General features: G+C 68.8%; 10 protein-coding genes and 2 pseudogenes. 8 read left to right on the top strand and 4 right to left on the bottom strand.

The features are described from left to right. Nucleotides 1-148: 148 nt before the first annotated feature. Entirely contained in the window at nt 149-622 is a 474-nt protein-coding gene (locus ACIBM5_RS00715) for a carboxymuconolactone decarboxylase family protein (RefSeq protein WP_396004707.1), read from the bottom strand. Between the two features lie 141 nt (nt 623-763). Further along, on the bottom strand, nt 764-1,696 hold the full coding sequence (locus ACIBM5_RS00720) for an SDR family oxidoreductase (RefSeq protein WP_396004708.1): 933 nt from the start codon (nt 1,694-1,696) through the stop codon (nt 764-766). A 743-nt stretch (nt 1,697-2,439) separates the two neighbouring features. Between ACIBM5_RS00720 and ACIBM5_RS00725 the strand changes: the two genes are divergently transcribed. From ACIBM5_RS00725 to ACIBM5_RS00750, 6 genes are all read left to right on the top strand, one after another. Then, nucleotides 2,440-3,339, top strand: coding sequence for a sigma factor-like helix-turn-helix DNA-binding protein (locus tag ACIBM5_RS00725; protein WP_396004709.1), 900 nt, complete (start codon nt 2,440-2,442; stop codon nt 3,337-3,339). A 538-nt stretch (nt 3,340-3,877) separates the two neighbouring features. Continuing rightward, a complete protein-coding gene (locus ACIBM5_RS00730) occupies nt 3,878-4,828 on the top strand; it encodes an alpha/beta hydrolase (protein WP_396004710.1) in 951 nt (316 codons plus the stop codon). Nucleotides 4,829-5,221: 393 nt separating this feature from the next. Then, nucleotides 5,222-6,037: an alpha/beta fold hydrolase gene (locus ACIBM5_RS00735; protein WP_396004711.1), complete on the top strand. Its 816-nt coding sequence runs from the start codon at nt 5,222-5,224 to the stop codon at nt 6,035-6,037. 202 nt (nt 6,038-6,239) lie between these two features. Next, nucleotides 6,240-7,022, top strand: a complete 783-nt coding sequence (locus ACIBM5_RS00740; RefSeq protein WP_396004712.1) for a DUF427 domain-containing protein — start codon at nt 6,240-6,242, stop codon at nt 7,020-7,022. Between the two features lie 354 nt (nt 7,023-7,376). Beyond that, complete coding sequence (locus ACIBM5_RS00745; protein ID WP_396004713.1) at nt 7,377-7,592, top strand: DDE-type integrase/transposase/recombinase; 216 nt, start codon at nt 7,377-7,379, stop codon at nt 7,590-7,592. Between the two features lie 194 nt (nt 7,593-7,786). Continuing rightward, nucleotides 7,787-8,983: a PP2C family protein-serine/threonine phosphatase gene (locus ACIBM5_RS00750; RefSeq protein WP_396004714.1), complete on the top strand. Its 1,197-nt coding sequence runs from the start codon at nt 7,787-7,789 to the stop codon at nt 8,981-8,983. Nucleotides 8,984-9,081: 98 nt separating this feature from the next. Here the strand turns inward: ACIBM5_RS00750 and ACIBM5_RS00755 are convergent, their stop codons facing one another. Further along, nucleotides 9,082-11,865 (bottom strand): LuxR C-terminal-related transcriptional regulator, encoded by a 2,784-nt coding sequence (locus tag ACIBM5_RS00755; RefSeq protein ID WP_396004715.1) that lies wholly within the window; start codon nt 11,863-11,865, stop codon nt 9,082-9,084. 394 nt (nt 11,866-12,259) lie between these two features. Between ACIBM5_RS00755 and ACIBM5_RS00760 the strand changes: the two are divergent. Next, a pseudogene (locus ACIBM5_RS00760) lies at nt 12,260-12,760 on the top strand (sigma-70 family RNA polymerase sigma factor); the annotation flags it as partial. 95 nt (nt 12,761-12,855) lie between these two features. Here the strand turns inward: ACIBM5_RS00760 and ACIBM5_RS00765 are convergent. Next, a complete protein-coding gene (locus ACIBM5_RS00765) occupies nt 12,856-15,771 on the bottom strand; it encodes an ATP-binding protein (protein ID WP_396004716.1) in 2,916 nt (971 codons plus the stop codon). Nucleotides 15,772-16,587: 816 nt separating this feature from the next. Here ACIBM5_RS00765 and ACIBM5_RS00770 point away from each other — a divergent pair. Beyond that, nucleotides 16,588-17,238 (top strand): annotated as a pseudogene (locus tag ACIBM5_RS00770) (sigma-70 family RNA polymerase sigma factor); the annotation flags it as partial. Nucleotides 17,239-17,342: the final 104 nt, after the last annotated feature.

Here is a 17,342-nt window from a genome sequence, read left to right on the forward strand (position 1 = left end):
TGTGTCGGCGACGCCGAGGCCGGTGGCGCCGCCGGCCCCCCGGCGCCCCCCCCGCCCCACCGACTGCCCCCTGGCCCCGGGGGGGGGGGGGGGGGGCCCCCCCCCCCCCCCCCCCCCCTCTCCGTGATCCGGCGGCGCGCCGGGCGGATCAGCCGAACTGGCCGGGCTGGTAGTCCCCGGCGGGCTGCTGGTTGATGATGTTGATGCGGTTGTAGGCGTTGATGACGGCGATGAGCGAGATCAGTGCGACGAGCTGGTCCTCGTCGAAGTGCTTGGCGGCGTTCGCCCAGGCTTCGTCCGTGACGCCGCCTGCCGCGTCCGCGATGCGGGTGCCCTGCTCCGCCAGCTCCAGCGCGGCGCGCTCGGCGTCGGTGAAGACCGTGGCCTCCCGCCAGGCGGCCACCAGGTCGAGGCGCTGCCGGCTCTCTCCCGCGTGGGCGGCGTCCTTGGTGTGCATGTCGGTGCAGAAGCCGCAGCCGTTGATCTGGCTGGCGCGAATCTTCACCAACTCCTGCGTCGTGCCGGGCAATGTCGAGTCCAACAGCACCTTGTTGGCCGAGTTGACATGCTTCAGCACCTTGCCACCGAGGGAATTGCCGAAGTAGTCGAGACGTGAATTCATGGTGTGATCTCCTTGCCGTTTTTCGGTTCCGTGCTACTGACCGGGCGACCCGGGCATCTGTGACATCCCTCGTGGGTGTGTGTCGGGACACCTGCGCCGCGCAGGCCTTGACGCTCGGTTCCCCGCGCCCGGTCGGCGCCGTCAGTCCGCCGGGAACACGACCCCTGTGAGGTGTTCGGAGACCTGCCAGAGCCGGGCCGCGTCCGCCTCGCTGCGGGCCGATTTGTAGACCGTGAGCTTTGTGGGCTCACCCGTGAACTCACCCCAGCCGTCGGGTCCGTACAACTGTCCGCCGACCGCTGTCGGGCTTGTGGCCGCGTAGAGCAACGGACGCAGCCCGGCGTCGACGGTCTGTACGAGGATGCGCAAGCGGGCGAGTCGCTTCACGATCGCCGCATGGGGAGCGGGGCGGGCGCGGCCGAGGCTGGGGCCGGACGCGTAGAGGTTCGTCAGTGTCGTGCCGGGGTGAGCGGCGTTGCTGACGATGCCCCACCCGTTCGACGTGCTGCGGCGATCCAGTTCGAGCGCGAACAGCAGGTTGGCCAGCTTGGACTGCCCGTATGCGCGGACCGGTGAGTACCGGTTCTCGCTCTGCAGGTCCTCCCAGTCGATCCGGCCACCTCGCGCGGCACTGCTGGTCACCGTGGTCACGTGGGCCCGACCGGCACGCAGCAACGGCATCAGCCGCCCGGTCAGCGCCACATGACCGAGGTAGTTGGTCCCGAACTGCAGCTCGTACCCGTCCTCCGTCGTGTGCCGGACAGGCGGGGCCATGACGCCCGCATTGTTGACCAGAAGGTCGATCGGCCTGCCTTCGGTGTTCAGTGTGTCGGCGAGGCTTTCGACCGACGCCAACGATGCAAGGTCGAGGGAGCGAGTGGAGACCCGCGCATCGGGCGCACTCGCCCGGATGCGTTCGAGCGCCGCGGCTCCCTTGGCCTCGTTGCGTACCGGCAGGACCAGTTCGGCGCCGGCCCGGGCGAGTTGTGCCGCAAGCCCGAGGCCTACGCCGTCGCTGGCCCCGGTCACCACGGCCAGCTTCCCTCGCAGGTCGGGTTCGGATACTTCGTTCATCACAACTCCGGTCGGTGTGTACGGACAGAGTTCGGCGGTGTCCATGCGTCGGGTGGACGGATACGTGTCCGGGCCGGCCGGGATCGACCACAACATTCGTGACACGGACTGTCCGAGCGGCAAGCGGGATCGCTGTGACTCGGAGAGGCGTCGTGTCCCCCGTGCTCCTCGGCCTCGACGGAGGTCGCGGGGTGGGCCAGTTGCGTCAAGGCTTCGGAAGCTGCCCCGATGCGGGCGTCTACGTGGTCAAGTGCCTCCCTGAGCATGCGCAGACGCGCTTCGAGCAGGGCGGCCTCCGTCGCCAGGGCCACTGCGGCGACGGCAGGATCGGAGCGCTGGTGAGGGTCTCGGAGCATCTTCCATCTCCCTTGGGCTCGAGCCCGACGTCTGGGAATCGGGGCGCCGAGGCGGTGCGTTCGGTGGGGGCGCCACTCGCACTGACCGGGTAGCCGGGGAAGCTGTGACAGATACGCACCCGCTGTGCGATGACGGTCCGATGGGCGCCGCGGGCCGGACGAGTCGGTGTGAACGAGAGGCCGGGTCGGCGTTCGCGAAGGTATGTCACAACATCTGCGACTGCTCGGTCTAGCTGACGAACCGAGAAGAACCGAGGACGCCGTGCGCGAGACCCTTGCCGACGTACATATCCGCACAGGGGGCTCGGGAAGGGGCGGGATCGGGAGCGGCACCTTGTAGGCGCGACGCAGCTGGTGCGGGCCGCGGTTGGAGAGGGAGGATGCGGCATGGACCATGCCGATGAAGCGGTTCCCATCACGGACTTGCTGGAGGAGCGCCGGCATCTGATGGATGTCGCCTACTGGATGCTGGGCAGCGGCGGCGCGGCCGAGGTTGTGGTCGATGAGGCATATCGGCGGTGGTATCGATTGCCGGAGTCGGAGCGGGCACAGATCCGTGATCCGAGGGCGTGGCTGGCGAAAGTGGTGGGTGGCATCTGCCTGGACCCCCTGGTGTCCCCCGACGGGGTGAGGGCCTCCGCGGCGGCGAGCGCGGACGAGGAGGTGGGCCAGGACCGGCATCGGATGCTGGAGCAGGAGATCGGCGCCGTTTTGCTCCAGGCGTTGGATTCGTTGTCTCCGGCGGAGCGGGCGGCGTTCGTGTTGAGTGACGTGTTCGGGATGGCGCCGGGTGCGGTCGCGGACATCGTGGGTCGGTCGGAGGGGGAGTGTGCCGAGTTGGCGGAGCGTGCGCGTCGCAGTCTGCGGGTGCGGCGTTCGCGGCCCACGACGCCGGAGCGTCATGACGCGGTGACCCGTGCGGTGTGTGATGCGTGTGTGGCGGAGGCTCCGGCCGTTCTGGTGTCGTTGTTGGCGCCCGATGCCGCGGTGTTCTTCGACGGCGGGGGGAAGCTTCGGGCGTTGGTGGGGCCGGTTCACGGCAGTGAGCGGGTGGCTCGGAGTCTGTTGACCCTGTTGGCCCGGCATCCGCGGACGACGTTGCGGACCCATTCGGTCAACGGTCGGACGGGGCTCGTCGTGCGGTACGACGAACAGGTCGTGGCGGTGATCACCCTCGACATCGCAGGCCACCTGGTCGTCCAGGTCTGGGTCGTCCTCAACCCCGACAAACTACGCTCCTGGAACCAACCGGGTCCCACATGGTTCCCGGACACCGAGCGGGAGTGATTCCGGAATCCGTTGTCCCGCCCTTGCCCAGGCACACGGCTCGGATGTGCCGGGGCGCTGCCGACGACTGATCCGCTGCGTCACCGGCCGTCCATAAGGAGCCGGGGCCGATGCAGGTCTCGTGGCGGTTCTGGGCCCGGCGTGCCTTCTGTGGGGGGAGGACTCGGAATGCATGGGCCTGTTGTCTCCGTTCCTGCGGTATGGGGTGCTCCGCGCAGTGTGACCGTGGGAGGGACGGGGATGAACAGCCGCCGGGCGCGCGGCTTTTCCGAGGGCGGTGCTCATCGGGGATCAGGCTGTTCCCCTCGCGTCTCTTCAATGACCACGACGACCCCTGTTTTGTGACATGTATGCCGCACACCACATTGTGACTGTGGCTCGGGGATGCCGGTCGGTCCTGGTCACACCTTCTTCGGTGCTCTGAAAAGAGTGGGCTCAGCGCCGCGCAACCCAGGGGGGTAAGTGTCACACCTTTCATAGGTGGGCTGTCATAAGGGTGAAGGCAGTACACATCCTCACTCACACCAGGAGCACAGCCGTGAACGATCCGGTACTTGAGTCCGCTGCTCGGGAACTCGCGGGGGCGACAGCCAATCCGCCGTTCCTGTACGAGTTGGGTGCGGAGGGCGCGCGGAAGGTCCTCGACGATCTGCAGGCGGCACCCATCGAGAAGCCTGATGTCGAGGAGAAATGGGTAACGGTGCCTGCCGAGGTCGGCGACGTGCGGGTGCGCGTGGTCAGGCCCGTCGGAGTCGAGGGTTCGCTCCCGGTCGTTCTCTATGTGCACGGCGGCGGGTGGGTCATCGGCAATGCGGGCACTCACGATCGCCTGGTGCGTGAGCTGGCCGTCGGTGCGCGGGCGGCCGTGGCGTTCGTGGAGTACGACCGCTCCCCCGAGGCCAAGTATCCGGTGGCGATCGAGCAGGCGTACGCGACTGCCCGGTGGATCACGGCGAATGGTGCCCAAGAGGGGCTGGACGTCGCGCGCCTGGCCGTGGCCGGGGACTCGGTGGGCGGGAACATGACGGCCGCGCTGACGATCATGGCCAAGCGACGGGGCGATGTGTCCTTCGTGCATCAGTCGCTGTACTACCCGGTGACGGATGCGGGCCAGGACACCGCGAGCTATCGGGAATTCGCCGAAGGGCCGTACCTGACCGCGAAGGCGATGGCCTGGTTCTGGGACTGCTACACCACCGATCCGGCCGAGCGCGCCGAGATCACCGCGTCTCCGCTGCGGGCGGATTCGAAGGACCTGGAAGGGCTCCCGCCCGCGCTCGTCCTCGTCGACGAGAACGATGTCCTGCGCGACGAAGGTGAGGCATACGCCCGCAAGTTGATCCGAGCCGGCGTTCCGACCACCAGCATCCGCTACAACGCCACGTTGCACGACTTCATGATGCTGAACCCGCTGCGGTCCACGGGGGCCACCACCGCCGCGATGCAGCAGGCCATCAGCACACTTCGCGTCGCGCTGCACACCGACTGAGGTTCGCCGCCCGCGCGACACCGCACGCCCGTGGTCGCGGCCCTGGCTCCCCGTCCGGGAGCCCCGTCAGCCCGGGCGGCAACCTGCTCATCGCCCCGACCCCCGTCGGTGAATATGCCGGGTGAGACGCTGCGCGCGTCGCCCCTCCGTCCTGCCGCGACGTGACCCGCGACCGCGGCCGGACCCGCCGCGGACCGGTGTCCGTGACACATTCACTTCCTGCCCGCCACAGCCCGCATCTCGGTCCGACGTGTGTGTGGGTGGTGCGTTGTTTGTTCCTTCCTGCCGTTGTGTCCGTGCGTGTGCTCGGACGCGGCCGATTCGATTCATGACTCGAAAGGTTCTGTGATGAAACGTCCTGGTTCCCGGCGTACTCGTTCCCTGATTTCCCTGATGGCCACGGTGACGGTGGCCGCGTCCGTTCTCGCGGTGTCGGTGTCGCCGGCGAGTGCGGGGAATGAGGGGAGTGAGGGGTCATCCTCCTCTTCCTCATCGAAGCGCAAGCCGACGGTGGTTCTGGTTCATGGTGCGTTCGCCGACTCCAGTAGTTGGAACGGGGTGGTGAAGAGGTTGCAGCGAGAGGGCTATCCGGTGGTGGCCGTGGCCAATCCGCTGCGCGGGCTGAGCAGCGATGCCGGGTATCTGAAGGAGGTTCTGGCCGGGATCGAGGGGCCGGTGGTGCTGGCCGGTCATTCGTATGGCGGGTCGGTCATCAGTAGCGCCTCGTATGGTGCGAAGAACGTGAAGGCGCTGGTGTATATCGCGGCTTTCCTTCCGGAGAAGGGGGAGAGCGCGGTCCAGCTGTCGGGGAAGTTCCCGGGCAGCACGCTCGGTGAGACGCTGCGCCCGGTCCCGGTCACGCTGCCCAACGGGACGGCGGGTACCGATCTGTACATCGAGCAGGGCAAGTTCCGTCATCAGTTCGCGGCGGATGTCGCGAAGGGTACGGCGGAGGTCATGGGAGTGACCCAGCGTCCGGTGACCAGTGCCGCGTTGGAGGAGGGTGCCTCCGAGCCGGGTTGGAAGACGATCCCGTCGTGGGTGCTGGTCACCGAGCAGGATCTCAACATCCCGCCCAAGGCCCAGCGTTTCATGGCCGAGCGGGCGGGTGCGCACACGGTGGACGTGCGTGCGTCGCACGCGGTGAGTGTGTCGCGTCCCGATGACGTGGCGCGAGTCATCGAGAGCGCGGCGCGGCCGGTTCGCTGACCGGCGGACGGACTCGGAGGGCGGGGCGGCGACATGGCCACCCCGCCCTCCGGCGGGCAGCGCCCCGAACCAGCGATGGACGGGGCACCGTTCGTTGGCATCGAGCGAGCAGGTGAGGGCCGTAGCCCGAGTAGGCGTGGTCACTCCGGGGCACTGCACCGGGCATGGCGAGCGCATCATCAACGAACACAAGGTGATCACGATGGCAACCGAAAGTGTCCTGCACCCGAGTCTCATCGCTCCGATCGGGCACGTCGAGCCCGTTCCCCGCCGCATCCGGGGAATGATCGGCGGTCGTGTCGCCTTCGACACCCGCCGCGCGCTGTACGTGTGGGAATGGCAGGCATATCCCCAGTTCAGCATCCCGGTCGAGGACCTGGTGGACGGCGTGCTCCACGATGACAAGCACATGGAGCAACTCGGTGCCGGCCCCGCGCACCGACACACCCTGCAGGTCGGTCCGGAAGTCCGTGCGGAGGCAGCGTGGGTCTGGGGGGAGGGCGCCCCGGAACCCCTGCGCGGGACTGTGCGCTTCGAGTGGGAGGCGCTGGACTCCTGGTTCGAGGAGGACGAGCCGGTCTTCGTTCATCCGCGGAGCCCCTACTCACGCGTGGACGCCCTGCGATCCGGCAGCGGCGTACGAGTCGAGTCGGACGGTGTCGTGCTGGCGGAGGCCACCGATTGCGTGAAGCTGTTCGAGACCGGCCTGCCGACCCGCTACTACCTCGATCGCACGAATATCGACTGGGCCCGGCTGCGGCGCTCGGACACGGTGACCCGGTGCCCGTACAAGGGGACGACGGGCAGCTACTGGTCGTTCGACAGCGACACCGCCTCCCACGAGGACATCGCCTGGACGTACGACTTCCCGACCATCCATGCCAACCGGATCGCCGGGCTCACCGCGTTCCACAACGAGCGTGTCGACTTGTATGTCGACGGCTTCCTGCTGCCGAGGCCCACCGACCCCAACCACGGCCGCTGAGACGAACGGCAGCCGGTTCGATGCAGGCCGCGGTACGTCGGGGTGTGGGTGTCCCACTCCGCCTTGGCGCCTGCTCTCACGCGGCGTGTCGGGCGGGCAGGTGGGCCGGGCCGGGCGATCGGCGGGACGGCGGCGCGGCAAGCGGTGAACACGGCTCGGGGACGAGAAATTGCACGAGGCCCGCCAGGTCCCCGGTACCGGCCGCGATCCGGAACGCGGTGACAAGGCGGCGGTGTTGCTCGACGGGGACTGGTTGCTCACGGTCACCTTAGCCACCGCACCACCGTCCCCGACCCGCACGCCGAGGTCCGCCCGGACCTGGTCGGCCGGGACTTCACGCCCGGCCCGGTACCGGTGACGCCTTGGTGCGACGACATCACCTACCTGGCGACCGGCGAAGGCTGGTTGTTCCTCGCCACGGTGATCGACGTCGCCACCCGCAAGGTCGTCGGCTGGGCCACCGCCGACCACCTGCGCACGGGGCTGGTCGCCGACGCCCTGCGCGACGCCGTGCGGCGGCAGCGACCGCAGCCGGGGACGATCTTTCATTCGAATCGCGGCTGCCAGTGAAAGCACGTCACAAGGCGCGGTACTCGCCCCGGATCTCGGCCCCGCACCCCACGGTTTCCGTGATCGCGCGCATGCCCTACGTGTCACACTTCCCGCGCCTGAGCTGTCTGAGCATAGGACGATCATGAGGGGCGCGCGTCGGCGACGAACGCCGGGGGATGGACAGTGCTCACTTGCCAACGGAAAGCCTTGACATGACCAGCGTATTCTCGGTGCCGGGCGCGCATGACTCACATCGACGCAGGGTGGAGATCCACGAAGATGCGGCGACGAAAGAGAATCCTCCTTTTCGTGACCTCACCGTGCTCCTGATTTCGGAGGACGAGGAAGAGGCTTTCCGTATACGCCATTTGCTGCCGGTCCCGTTCGTTCAGTCAATGGTGTGGCACAGAAACGCCGGTGACGCAGGGCCGTTCCTCGCCGTGTGCCGCGGGCCGATGTGCGTTCTGGTGGGTCGTTCCTCTACCGGAGCGAGGCCGGCCGAGACCGCCCGCCGTCTGCGCCGATCGGCCCCGCACGCGGCTGTGGTCGTTCTCGCCGACGCCGCATCGGTGGAACTGTGCGGTGCCATCCGGCTCGCTTTGCGGAGAAGGCACATGGAGACGGCCATGGCCACGAGAGAGGCCAACGCGCTGATCGCTCGCGACTCACTCACACTGGAGCGGGGTCTGCTTCCTACACCGGCTCTCCGGGGGGATGATTTCTCCGCGGCCTCACGCTATGAGCCGGGGCGCGCCCACGCGCTGTTGAGCGGCGACTTCTACGATGTGGTGCAAATCGAGGATTCCAGCGTACATGTCATCCTGGGGGATGTCTCAGGGCATGGAGCGGCCGAGGCCGCCCTGGCGGTGCAGTTGCGTGTGGCCTGGCGGACCGCCGTTCTCTGCGGAAAGACACAGCTTGAGCAACTGGGGCTTCTCGAAAGGATCCTGATCGCCGAAAGACCGGACGGCGACACATACGCCACCGTCATTTCCCTGGTGTTTCCCTCCGGAGGCACCGCCGTGCGGGCGGTCAGCGCCGGACACCCCGGCCTTCTCCTTCGGCGGGCGGGGGAGTTTCGATGGGTGGAGCCACGAACAGGAGCGGCGCTGGGGCTCTTTCCCGGGCAGCCGGACTGGTCGGAGACCGAGCTGGAACTTTTTCCGCTGGACCGTGTGGTCGTCTTCACCGATGGCCTGTTCGAGGGCAAAACCGAGCCTTCCGCACGGCTCGGCGAGGATGGACTCCTGCGGCTGGCGACCCACTACTCCCATCTGCCGTCCCAGGAGTTCGTCGACGCCCTGGTGGGCGGCGTCGCCGCCATGGCGGCTCCCTTCGGAGGACTGGCGGACGACGTGGCCGTTCTTCATCTGGGCTGGAACCCGCCCACTTCACCGCTGGGGCCCTGAGAGCGAACGGTGCGGCCACTGTCGACTCGTGGTCGGTGTGCCGTCGGATGCCATGACGGGTGCTGCGGGAGTGCGGGGGCGAAGGCCTCAGCCCGGTTTCAGGCGTTGGTCGCCGTGCCGTCGAGCAGCGTGTTGTCGATCTGCTTGCGGGACGCGATACCGAGCTTCGCGAAAATCTTGCGGAGGTGCCACTCCACGGTGTGCGGGCTGATGAAGAGCTGGGCCCCGATCTCGGGGTTGGTCATCCCGTCGGCGGCCAGGCGGGCGACCTGCGCTTCCTGAGCTGTGAGAGCGGTATGCGACTCCTCGCCGCGTTTGCGTACCGAGGCGCCGGTAGCACGCAACTCGTGCCGGGCGCGTTCTGCGAATCCGTCGATCCCGATCCGGCTGAGAACCTTGTAGGCGATGTTCAATTGCTCGCGCGCGTCCACGCGGCGATTCTCCCGACGCAGCCATTCTCCGTAGAGCAGATGGGAGCGGGCGTATGTGATCCGGACGTCGGTGCGGCCGAATCGCTCGATCGCCTCGCGGTACAGGGCCTCGGCCGCAGGTCCCTCGCTCACCTGGGCACGCACCATGGCCGAGGTACCGAGAGCCCAGTCGGTGCCACTGGCCCGGGCCATCTCGTCGATCTGCCGTGCGGCTTCGGTGGCTTGGTCCGGCCTCCCGCTCCGCGTGGCCGCTTCGACGAGCTCGATCTTCGATCTGATCGCCAGTCCGAGTTCCTGCAGGTTCGCGGCGGCCTCCTCGGCTGCGGCGAAGGCCTCCTCGTAACGGCCGAGTCCGTTGTAGAGCACTGCCTTGGCCCACTGGGTCGAGCTGAGCGTCTTGCCCTGCTGTCCCTGCCGTCCCTGGTGCGCGGTCGCGTCCAGGGTCATCGCGTCGATCGCCTGGAGCGTCGCGTTCTCCCGGCCCTTCCACGGCTCGGTCACCAGGGACACGTAATGGATGAGATACGGGCTGTTGGTGGCCTCACCGATGGTCTGCGCCTCCGCGATCAGCAAGTCCGCGTGGTCGAGGTCACCGGCCAGCACCCGGTTGGATACAAGCTGCAGGAGCGCCGACGGCAGCACCGACAGCGCTCCCACCTCGCGGGCCAGATCGACCAGCCTCGTCGAGAGCACCGTACTGCCGTGGAAATCCCAGACGTTGAAGGCCATGCGGGCGGCAAGCGGATACCAGCCGAGGCCCTCCTCCGCGGAGATCTCTTCGGTACAGAAGGCGTCCAAAGCCCTGCGCACCATGGGCATGCCTGCGGCGTAACCGTCGACGGTCATCACGGCGAGGCCCCGCAGGAGCAGGTCCCTGCGCTCCGGTGGTGGCCCCGGCGGTGCGGCGAGCATCGCGGTGGCAACCTCCCGCAAGTGAATGCTGTGCGGCACACGGTCGACGATGAGAGCGGCGTTGAGTGCGTCGCGGTAGCTCTCCTGGGCAAGTCCCGCGTCCAGCGGCTCCAGACGTTCGGCTGCTGCGAGGAACAGTGGCAGGGCGGCGCCGGAGCTGTTGGAGGCGAACAGGATCCGACCGCGCAGCAGCTCGGCCTGGGCGAGCCGGCGCTCGTCCATGGGGCTGAGGGTGGCAGCGGCCAGCAGCTCGCGCGCGCTGTCATACCTGCCGGCCTGGTACGTGGCACGAGCTGCCGCCATGGTCCTGGCACCGCGCACAGCCGGGTCGGGGGTCAGCTCGGCGGCTCGCTCCAGGAATGCGGCAGCCGCCGCGACCCCGCCGCGCACCTGAGCCCGGCCGGCCGAGCGCTCCAGTTCCACGGCCACCGTCTCGTCGAAGCCGGTCGCGGCGCCGGCCAGATGCCACGCCCTGCGGTCGGGGTCCGTGTCCGGGTCGGTCGCCTCGGCCAGCGCTCGGTGTACGTTGCGGCGAGCCTCGGCGGTCGCCACCCGGTAGGCCGCCGAACGCATCCCGGGATGCCGGAACCGTATCCGCGCCCTGATGGTGATCAGCCCGGCCGCTTCGGCCGGCGAGGCGGCGGATGCTTGGATCCCCAACAGCTCCGCCGCCCTGGCCAGCAGGGCCATGTCACCCAGCGGCTCGGCCGCCGTGACGAGCAGCAACAACTGCGTCTCGGACGGCAGCGCCTGGACGCGCCGCAGGAAACTCAAGTCGATCTGGCTCGTCCACGACCATGCGTCGGGGCGTACGAACCCGCCGGCCAGTTCGGCGGGCGTCAGCCCGCGGGGCAGCTCGTGCAGGGCCAGTGGGTTTCCCTGGGTCTCGGCGACGATGCGGTTGCGGACCCGTTCGTCGAGCCGGCCCGGGACCACGGATTCCAGGAGAGCGCCGGCGTCGCTGTCGTTCAACGGTTCCACGACGAGCTGCGGTAGCCCTGCCAACTCGGCTTCGAGCGAGGGCTCGCGCACGGCGAGGACCAGCCCGATCGGCTCGGCCCGCAGGCTCCGCGCGACGAAGACAAGCGTTTGCATGGAGACGTCGTCCAGCCATTGGGCGTCATCGACGACACACATCAACGGCTCCTTCGCCGCCACCTTCGCGAGCAGGCCGAGCACGGCGGGCCCGACGAGCAGATGGTCCGGTGCCGCCCCCGTGATCAGGCCGAAGGCCCTCCCCAGGGTGTCGCGTTGCGGTGCCGGCAGGCCACCGAGATGCCCGAGGAACGGGGCACACAACTGATGCAGGCCGCCGAAGGGCAGCTCGGTCTCGGACTCGACGCCCACCGCCCCGGCCTGCCGGCAACCGTCCGCACTGCCGCGCACATGGTCGAGCAGCGCGGTCTTGCCAATGCCCACCTCGCCGCGCAGGACCAGCACGGAGCTGTGGCCGGCCCGTACGTTCGCCACGAGCGCGTCCAGCGTCTCGCACTCGACCTGCCGCCCGTGGAGCCGTGCCCCGGGATCTCCACCTGCCATGGGCACCGCCCCTGATGACTGTTCGTCCGATCGTCGATCACCGAATGAGCGGCTTCCGGCCCCGCGACTCGGAGCAATCGGCATCCTATCTTTCCGATACCAGCGGCCCCGTCCGGGCGCCGCCTACGTCGAGTTCGCCGGGTTCGGCCGCCTCCACGCATGTGGAGGCGCGTAGGGAGGCGTGATTACGGCCCCGGTGGGCTACCCGAGGGCCAGGGTGTGGACCAGGCACTTCCCGGGGCGCCACGGAGGGGTCCGGCAGGCGACGCTGATCGCAACAGTCCGAGGCCGTTGCCCCGGGCGCTGTTCGCCCGATGTCCCGTCGCGCGAGTCATCGCATCCCCATATCCGCAGGAACGGAGACAACAGACTCATGCATTCCGAGTCATCCCTCATGGAAGGCATGCCGGACGAGGCCGTTGCCGTGTTTGTGGAGTTGCGTCCGCGCCTGTTCGGTATCGCGTACCGGATGCTGGGCAGCACGGTCGAGGCGGAGGACGTGGTCCGGGAGGTGTGGCTGCGATGGCAGAGAACCGATCGCTCGGTGGTGGTCGGCCCTGCGGCGTTCCTGTCGGGTGTCACCACCCGCCTCGCCATCGACGTGGCGCAGTCCGCCCGGGTCCGCCGCGAGACCTACATCGGCCCCTGGCTCCCCGAACCCGTCGACACCGCCGGTGACCCCGCGGCCGGCGCCGAACGGGCCGAAGCCCTAGAACTCGCCCTGCTCCTGGTCCTGGAGAAACTGACGCCCACCGAACGGGCCGTGTACATCCTGCGCGAGGCCTTCGAGTTCACGTACGCCGACATCGCGGACACGCTCATGCTCGGGGTCGTCGACGTACGGAAGATCGTCACCCGGGCCCGCAAGCACCTGCTGGAGGAACAGCGCGAGAACCGGGTCGGAGCCCGGAGCGCGAGCGGCCCGCCGGGCATGCCGGCGGGCCGCGGTTGACCGAGCTCGACGTTCGCCCGGCGCATCCCCGCAGGTACTCACACCTGCCTGCGCGAGGTGACACCGAGCTTGCCGAAGATCTTCCGCAGATGCCATTCGACCGTGCGCGGGCTGAGGATGAGCCGTGCTCCGATCTCGGGGTTGGTGAGCCCCTCACGTACCAGTCTGACGATCTGGAACTCCTTGGGCGTCAGATCGCTCCTCGTGCCTTCCGGCTGCCTCCGGACGGTTTCCCCCGTGGCGCCCAGTTCGCGTGCCGTGCGCTGCGCGAAGCCCTGCATGTCCATGGCCACGAAAAGGTCGTGGGCGATGAGTAGGTGCTTCCGGGCGGTGTGACGGTGACCCGCCCGGCGCAGCCACTCGCCGTACACGAGGTGGGCACGGGCCGCCTCGCCTCGCAGGCGCGTACGGTCGAGAGCGTCGATAGCCTTCAGATAGTGACTTTCGGCCTCGGCTCCCGCACTGAGCAGAGCGCGCGAACGGGCTTCGATGCCTACGGCCCAGTCCGTGTTGCTCGCCTGAGTCAATTCGGTCAGCCGGTCCAGTGCGTCCGCGGCCCGACCCGGTGTTCCGATCTGGGCGATCGCCTCGATGTATTCGACGAGGGCCCACACGGGGATGCCCATCTCCAGTTGGATGTACTCCCGGCTGGCCATGTCGGCCGCCTCTGCCGCCTCCGCGTACCTCCCGAGACTGTTGTAGAGCAGTGCCCGGGCCCACCGGCAGACCACCGGCCCCACACCTTCGCCCCGTCGCTCCACCCCGTCGTCGGCCCGTTCGCTCAGGTCGATGCACTCCTCTTCCCGGCCTCGCCACGCGGCGACGAAGAGGGCGCCGTAGATGGGAGCGGCCGTTCCGACCGCCTCGGCGACCGTCTGCACCTCCTCCGCGAGCGAGGAGGCTTCGGTGAGCTCGCCGTCGAGGACGTGCACCACGCACCGCATGGTCAACGCGAACGGCAGTGCCGTGGCCTGCCCGGTATCCCGTGCGAGTTCGAGATGCCGGGCGCTCAGCACAGACATCGTTTCGTGGTCCCACAGGCCCACCGCGGTCACACAGATCAGCCACAGCCAGCGCAGCCCATCCTCCGAGGAGAGGTCCGGCCCCGCGCAGGCGCGCATGGCCACGCGCAGGCTGGGGACGGCCGCGGTATGGCCCTCGATGATCCGCTGCGCCAGGCCGTCGAGCAGGAGATCCGTCGGACGGGGCGGCTGTGGTGTCGGCATCGCGCGCGCCGCTCGGGCAGCTTCGTACTGACCGTCGTCGTACGCCTGCGGGCCGGCGAAGATCGCCGCGTTGACGACCTCCAGGTACGTCTCCCTGGCCAGTTCGATGTCGTGGGCGGCGATCCGGGCGGCTGCTTCGAGCAGCAGGCCGGGTGCTTCACTGCCCCGGTTCGAGGTGAACGCGATCCGGGCGCGCGCGAGGTCGATCTCGCCGCGGCGACGCTCGTCGAGGGAGCCTGTTTCGACGACGGACAGCAGGTGCAGGGCGAGATCGGGGTTCCCCGCCTCGTGGGCCGCACGTGCGGCGGCCATGGCCCGATCCTGGCGGCGGACAGGATCGGGCGTCAGCTCTACCGCACGTGCCAGGAAGGCGGCTGCCGCAGCGACCCCGCCACGCTTTTGTGCACGCCCCGCGGAACGTTCGAGCTCTGCGGCGACAGGCTCGTCGGGGCCCGATGCGCCGTAGGCGGCGTGCCAGGCGCGGCGATCGGGATCGGCGGCCGGAGCCGTCACCTCGGCCAGTGCGCGGTGCGTTCTGCGCCGGTCCTCGGACGACGCCGCCCAGTAGACGGCCGAGCGCACCATGGGGTGGAAGAACCTCACGCGATCACCGATCCGGACGAGACCGGCCGCCTCGGCGTCCGCGGCGGCGGCACTGCCGATTCCCAGCTTCTCCGATGCCCGCCGGAGCAACGCCGGTTCGCCGGTGGGGTCCACCGCCGCGGCCAGCAGAAACCCTCGCGCCTCTTCGGTCAGTCCGGCGATGCGGCGCACGTACGCATTCTGAATGTGGTCACCGACGGGCCGGTCACTCGGAAGACCGAAGCCGCCGGCCAGTTCCACAGGCGTCGATGTCTTGGGGAGCTCCAGCAGCGCGAGCGGATTTCCCCGCGACTCGGCGAGGATGCGCGTCAGTACTCGTTCGTCCCATGGGCCCGGCAGCACGGAGCGCAACAGAGCTCGCGCGTCACGATCGGGCAGGCCCTCGATCAGCAGCTCCGGCAGGGCGGTGGGTTCCGCGCCGCCGGGCGGTTCCTCGTCCGGCACCCGAGCCGCGAACACGATCGCGACCGACTCGGCGAGCAGTCGCCGCGCCGTGAACTCCAGGCTCTGTCTGGAAGCGCTGTCCAACCACTGCGCGTCGTCCACCACGCACAGCAAGGGCCGGCTGCGGGCGGCCTCGGACAGCAGGCCGAGGACACCGAGGGCGACGAGAAAGGCATCAGGGGCGCGCTTCGAGCCCAGTCCCAGAGCTCCGCCGAGGGCATCGCGCTGCCCGGGCGGAAGCGTGTCGAGTTGGTCGCTCATGGGTGCGCACAGCTGGTGCAGGCCCGCGTAGGGAAGCTCCATGTCCGACTGGACACTCGTGACGAGGGCCACCTTGAACCCCCGGGCCTTGGCCATCACGTACTCGAGCAGTCTGGTCTTTCCCACCCCTGGTGCACCCCGAAGCGTCAGCACCCGGCTCTCTCCGCCACGCACGGCGTCGAGCAGCCCGTCCAGCAGCTCGCATTCATGGGTCCGCCCAAAAACCGGCACCTGTGTCACGACTCGATGGGCCGTTCGATTCGTGGCCGTAGTGCGGCACTTATGGTCTGACCGGCGTGGGGAGCAGAGCTGCTCCGTCTTCCGACATGGTGGCTGGACACGTATGTACCTCCGTCTTGAACCTGGGCCGCTGCCCCGGGAAGCCCCAACAGCAACCGTGTTGGGTGTGACAATCAGCATCCTGTTCGTCCTGTACACGGGAATCCATGGGGAGTTCCTGCCGCAGGAGTCGGGTTTCGGGTCGGGAACGACGTGTCGGCGGTGTCTCGCGGCCTGGAACGAGGCCGGTGTGGGGGCTCGGTTGCACGCACTCCCGCTTGCGCGACTCCGCGCCGCCAAGCGGCTCGACCGGTCCAAGGTCCCGCACGTTCGCGGGGCTGCACGGCTGGGTGTACGTGCTGTGCGCATTGCCGGCGCCGTGGCCGTCGGCCATGCGGTCGCGTCCGCTGGTGGAGTACTTGCCGTCTCGCGTGTGTCGCACGGAGATCGACAGGTGCATTCTTCGAGCGACCGCCGAGGGCAAATGCCGCGTACCAGGTATTCACCTGGATCTCGCAAGCCGGTCGGCTACGCCGTACCCGCCGGTAATGGCGCTGTGGCATCCAGTCGCGGCATACGGCCTGTCGACGCCGTGCGGTGACTGATGGACACCGTGCTCCCCGTCCTATGAGTATGCCCGGCACTTTATCTCGTGATGGAACCCGAGAGTGCTGGAACGCCGTCGGGGCCGAGCCGGCGAACCGTCCATCGCTGGGGTGCCGGCACCGGGCCGCGGCGCCCCGGGGGCCACCCCCGGGGTGACCAGGGTGTGGACCAGGCATTCCCCGGGGCTCCATGGAGTGGGCGATGGACGAGTGTGAACACAGGCACATCGGCGGATGTCGTGGCCGGCCGGTCCGCAGTCCGAGGCCGTTGCCCCCAGAGGCGGTCGGCCTCATGCCGTAGCCGCTCGAGTCATCGCATCCCCTTATCCGCAGGAACGGAGACAACAGACTCATGCATTCCGAGTCCTCCCCGACGGAAGGCACGCTGGACGAGGCCGTTGCCGTGTTTGTGGAGTTGCGTCCGCGCCTGTTCGGTATCGCGTACCGGATGCTGGGCAGCACGGCCGAGGCGGAGGACGTGGTTCAGGAGGTGTGGTTGCGATGGCAGAGAACCGACCGCTCGGTGGTGCTCAGCCCCATGGCGTTCCTGTCCAGCGCCACCACCCGCCTCGCCATCAACGTGGCGCAGTCCGCCCGGGTCCGCCGCGAGACCTACATCGGCCCCTGGCTCCCCGAACCCGTCGACACCGCCGGTGACCCCGCGGCCGGCGCCGAACGGGCCGAAGCCCTCGAACTCGCCCTGCTCCTGGTCCTGGAGAAACTGACGCCCACCGAACGGGCCGTATACATCCTGCGCGAGGCCTTCGACTACGCCTACGCCGACATCGCGGACATGCTCCAGTTCAGCACCGTCAACGTACGGAAGATCGTGAGCCGGGCCCGCAAGCACCTGCTGGAGGAACAGCGCGAGAACGTCGACGCCGCCGAGCACCGACACCTGCTCGAAGCCTTCGTCTCGGCGGCACGGACGGGAGACGTCGCCTCCCTGGAGGAACTCCTCACCCCCGACGGCGTCGGCCTGCCCGCCGCTTCGGGTATGCGCGTATGCCGCTGAGTCGCGGCGCGGCCGGGTCGATTCAGCTCCCGCGGGGCCGGCCGGTTGTTTGTCCGGGCTGTACGCGCTGGTGCATGATGGGGAGGACCTGG

This window comes from Embleya sp. NPDC050493 (assembly GCF_044458105.1).
GTDB lineage: Bacteria > Actinomycetota > Actinomycetes > Streptomycetales > Streptomycetaceae > Embleya.

What these genes read in the sequence shown, in the direction of transcription:
- ACIBM5_RS00765 (WP_396004716.1), bottom strand. Translation starts at nt 15,771, where the DNA reads ATGCTGATTGTCACACCCAACACGGTTGCTGTTGGGGCTTCCCGGGGC.
- ACIBM5_RS00750 (WP_396004714.1), top strand. Translation starts at nt 7,787, where the DNA reads ATGACCAGCGTATTCTCGGTGCCGGGCGCGCATGACTCACATCGACGC.
- ACIBM5_RS00735 (WP_396004711.1), top strand. Translation starts at nt 5,222, where the DNA reads ATGGCCACGGTGACGGTGGCCGCGTCCGTTCTCGCGGTGTCGGTGTCG.
- ACIBM5_RS00720 (WP_396004708.1), bottom strand. Translation starts at nt 1,696, where the DNA reads ATGAACGAAGTATCCGAACCCGACCTGCGAGGGAAGCTGGCCGTGGTG.
- ACIBM5_RS00740 (WP_396004712.1), top strand. Translation starts at nt 6,240, where the DNA reads ATGGCAACCGAAAGTGTCCTGCACCCGAGTCTCATCGCTCCGATCGGG.
- ACIBM5_RS00755 (WP_396004715.1), bottom strand. Translation starts at nt 11,865, where the DNA reads ATGGCAGGTGGAGATCCCGGGGCACGGCTCCACGGGCGGCAGGTCGAG.
- ACIBM5_RS00715 (WP_396004707.1), bottom strand. Translation starts at nt 622, where the DNA reads ATGAATTCACGTCTCGACTACTTCGGCAATTCCCTCGGTGGCAAGGTG.
- ACIBM5_RS00725 (WP_396004709.1), top strand. Translation starts at nt 2,440, where the DNA reads ATGGACCATGCCGATGAAGCGGTTCCCATCACGGACTTGCTGGAGGAG.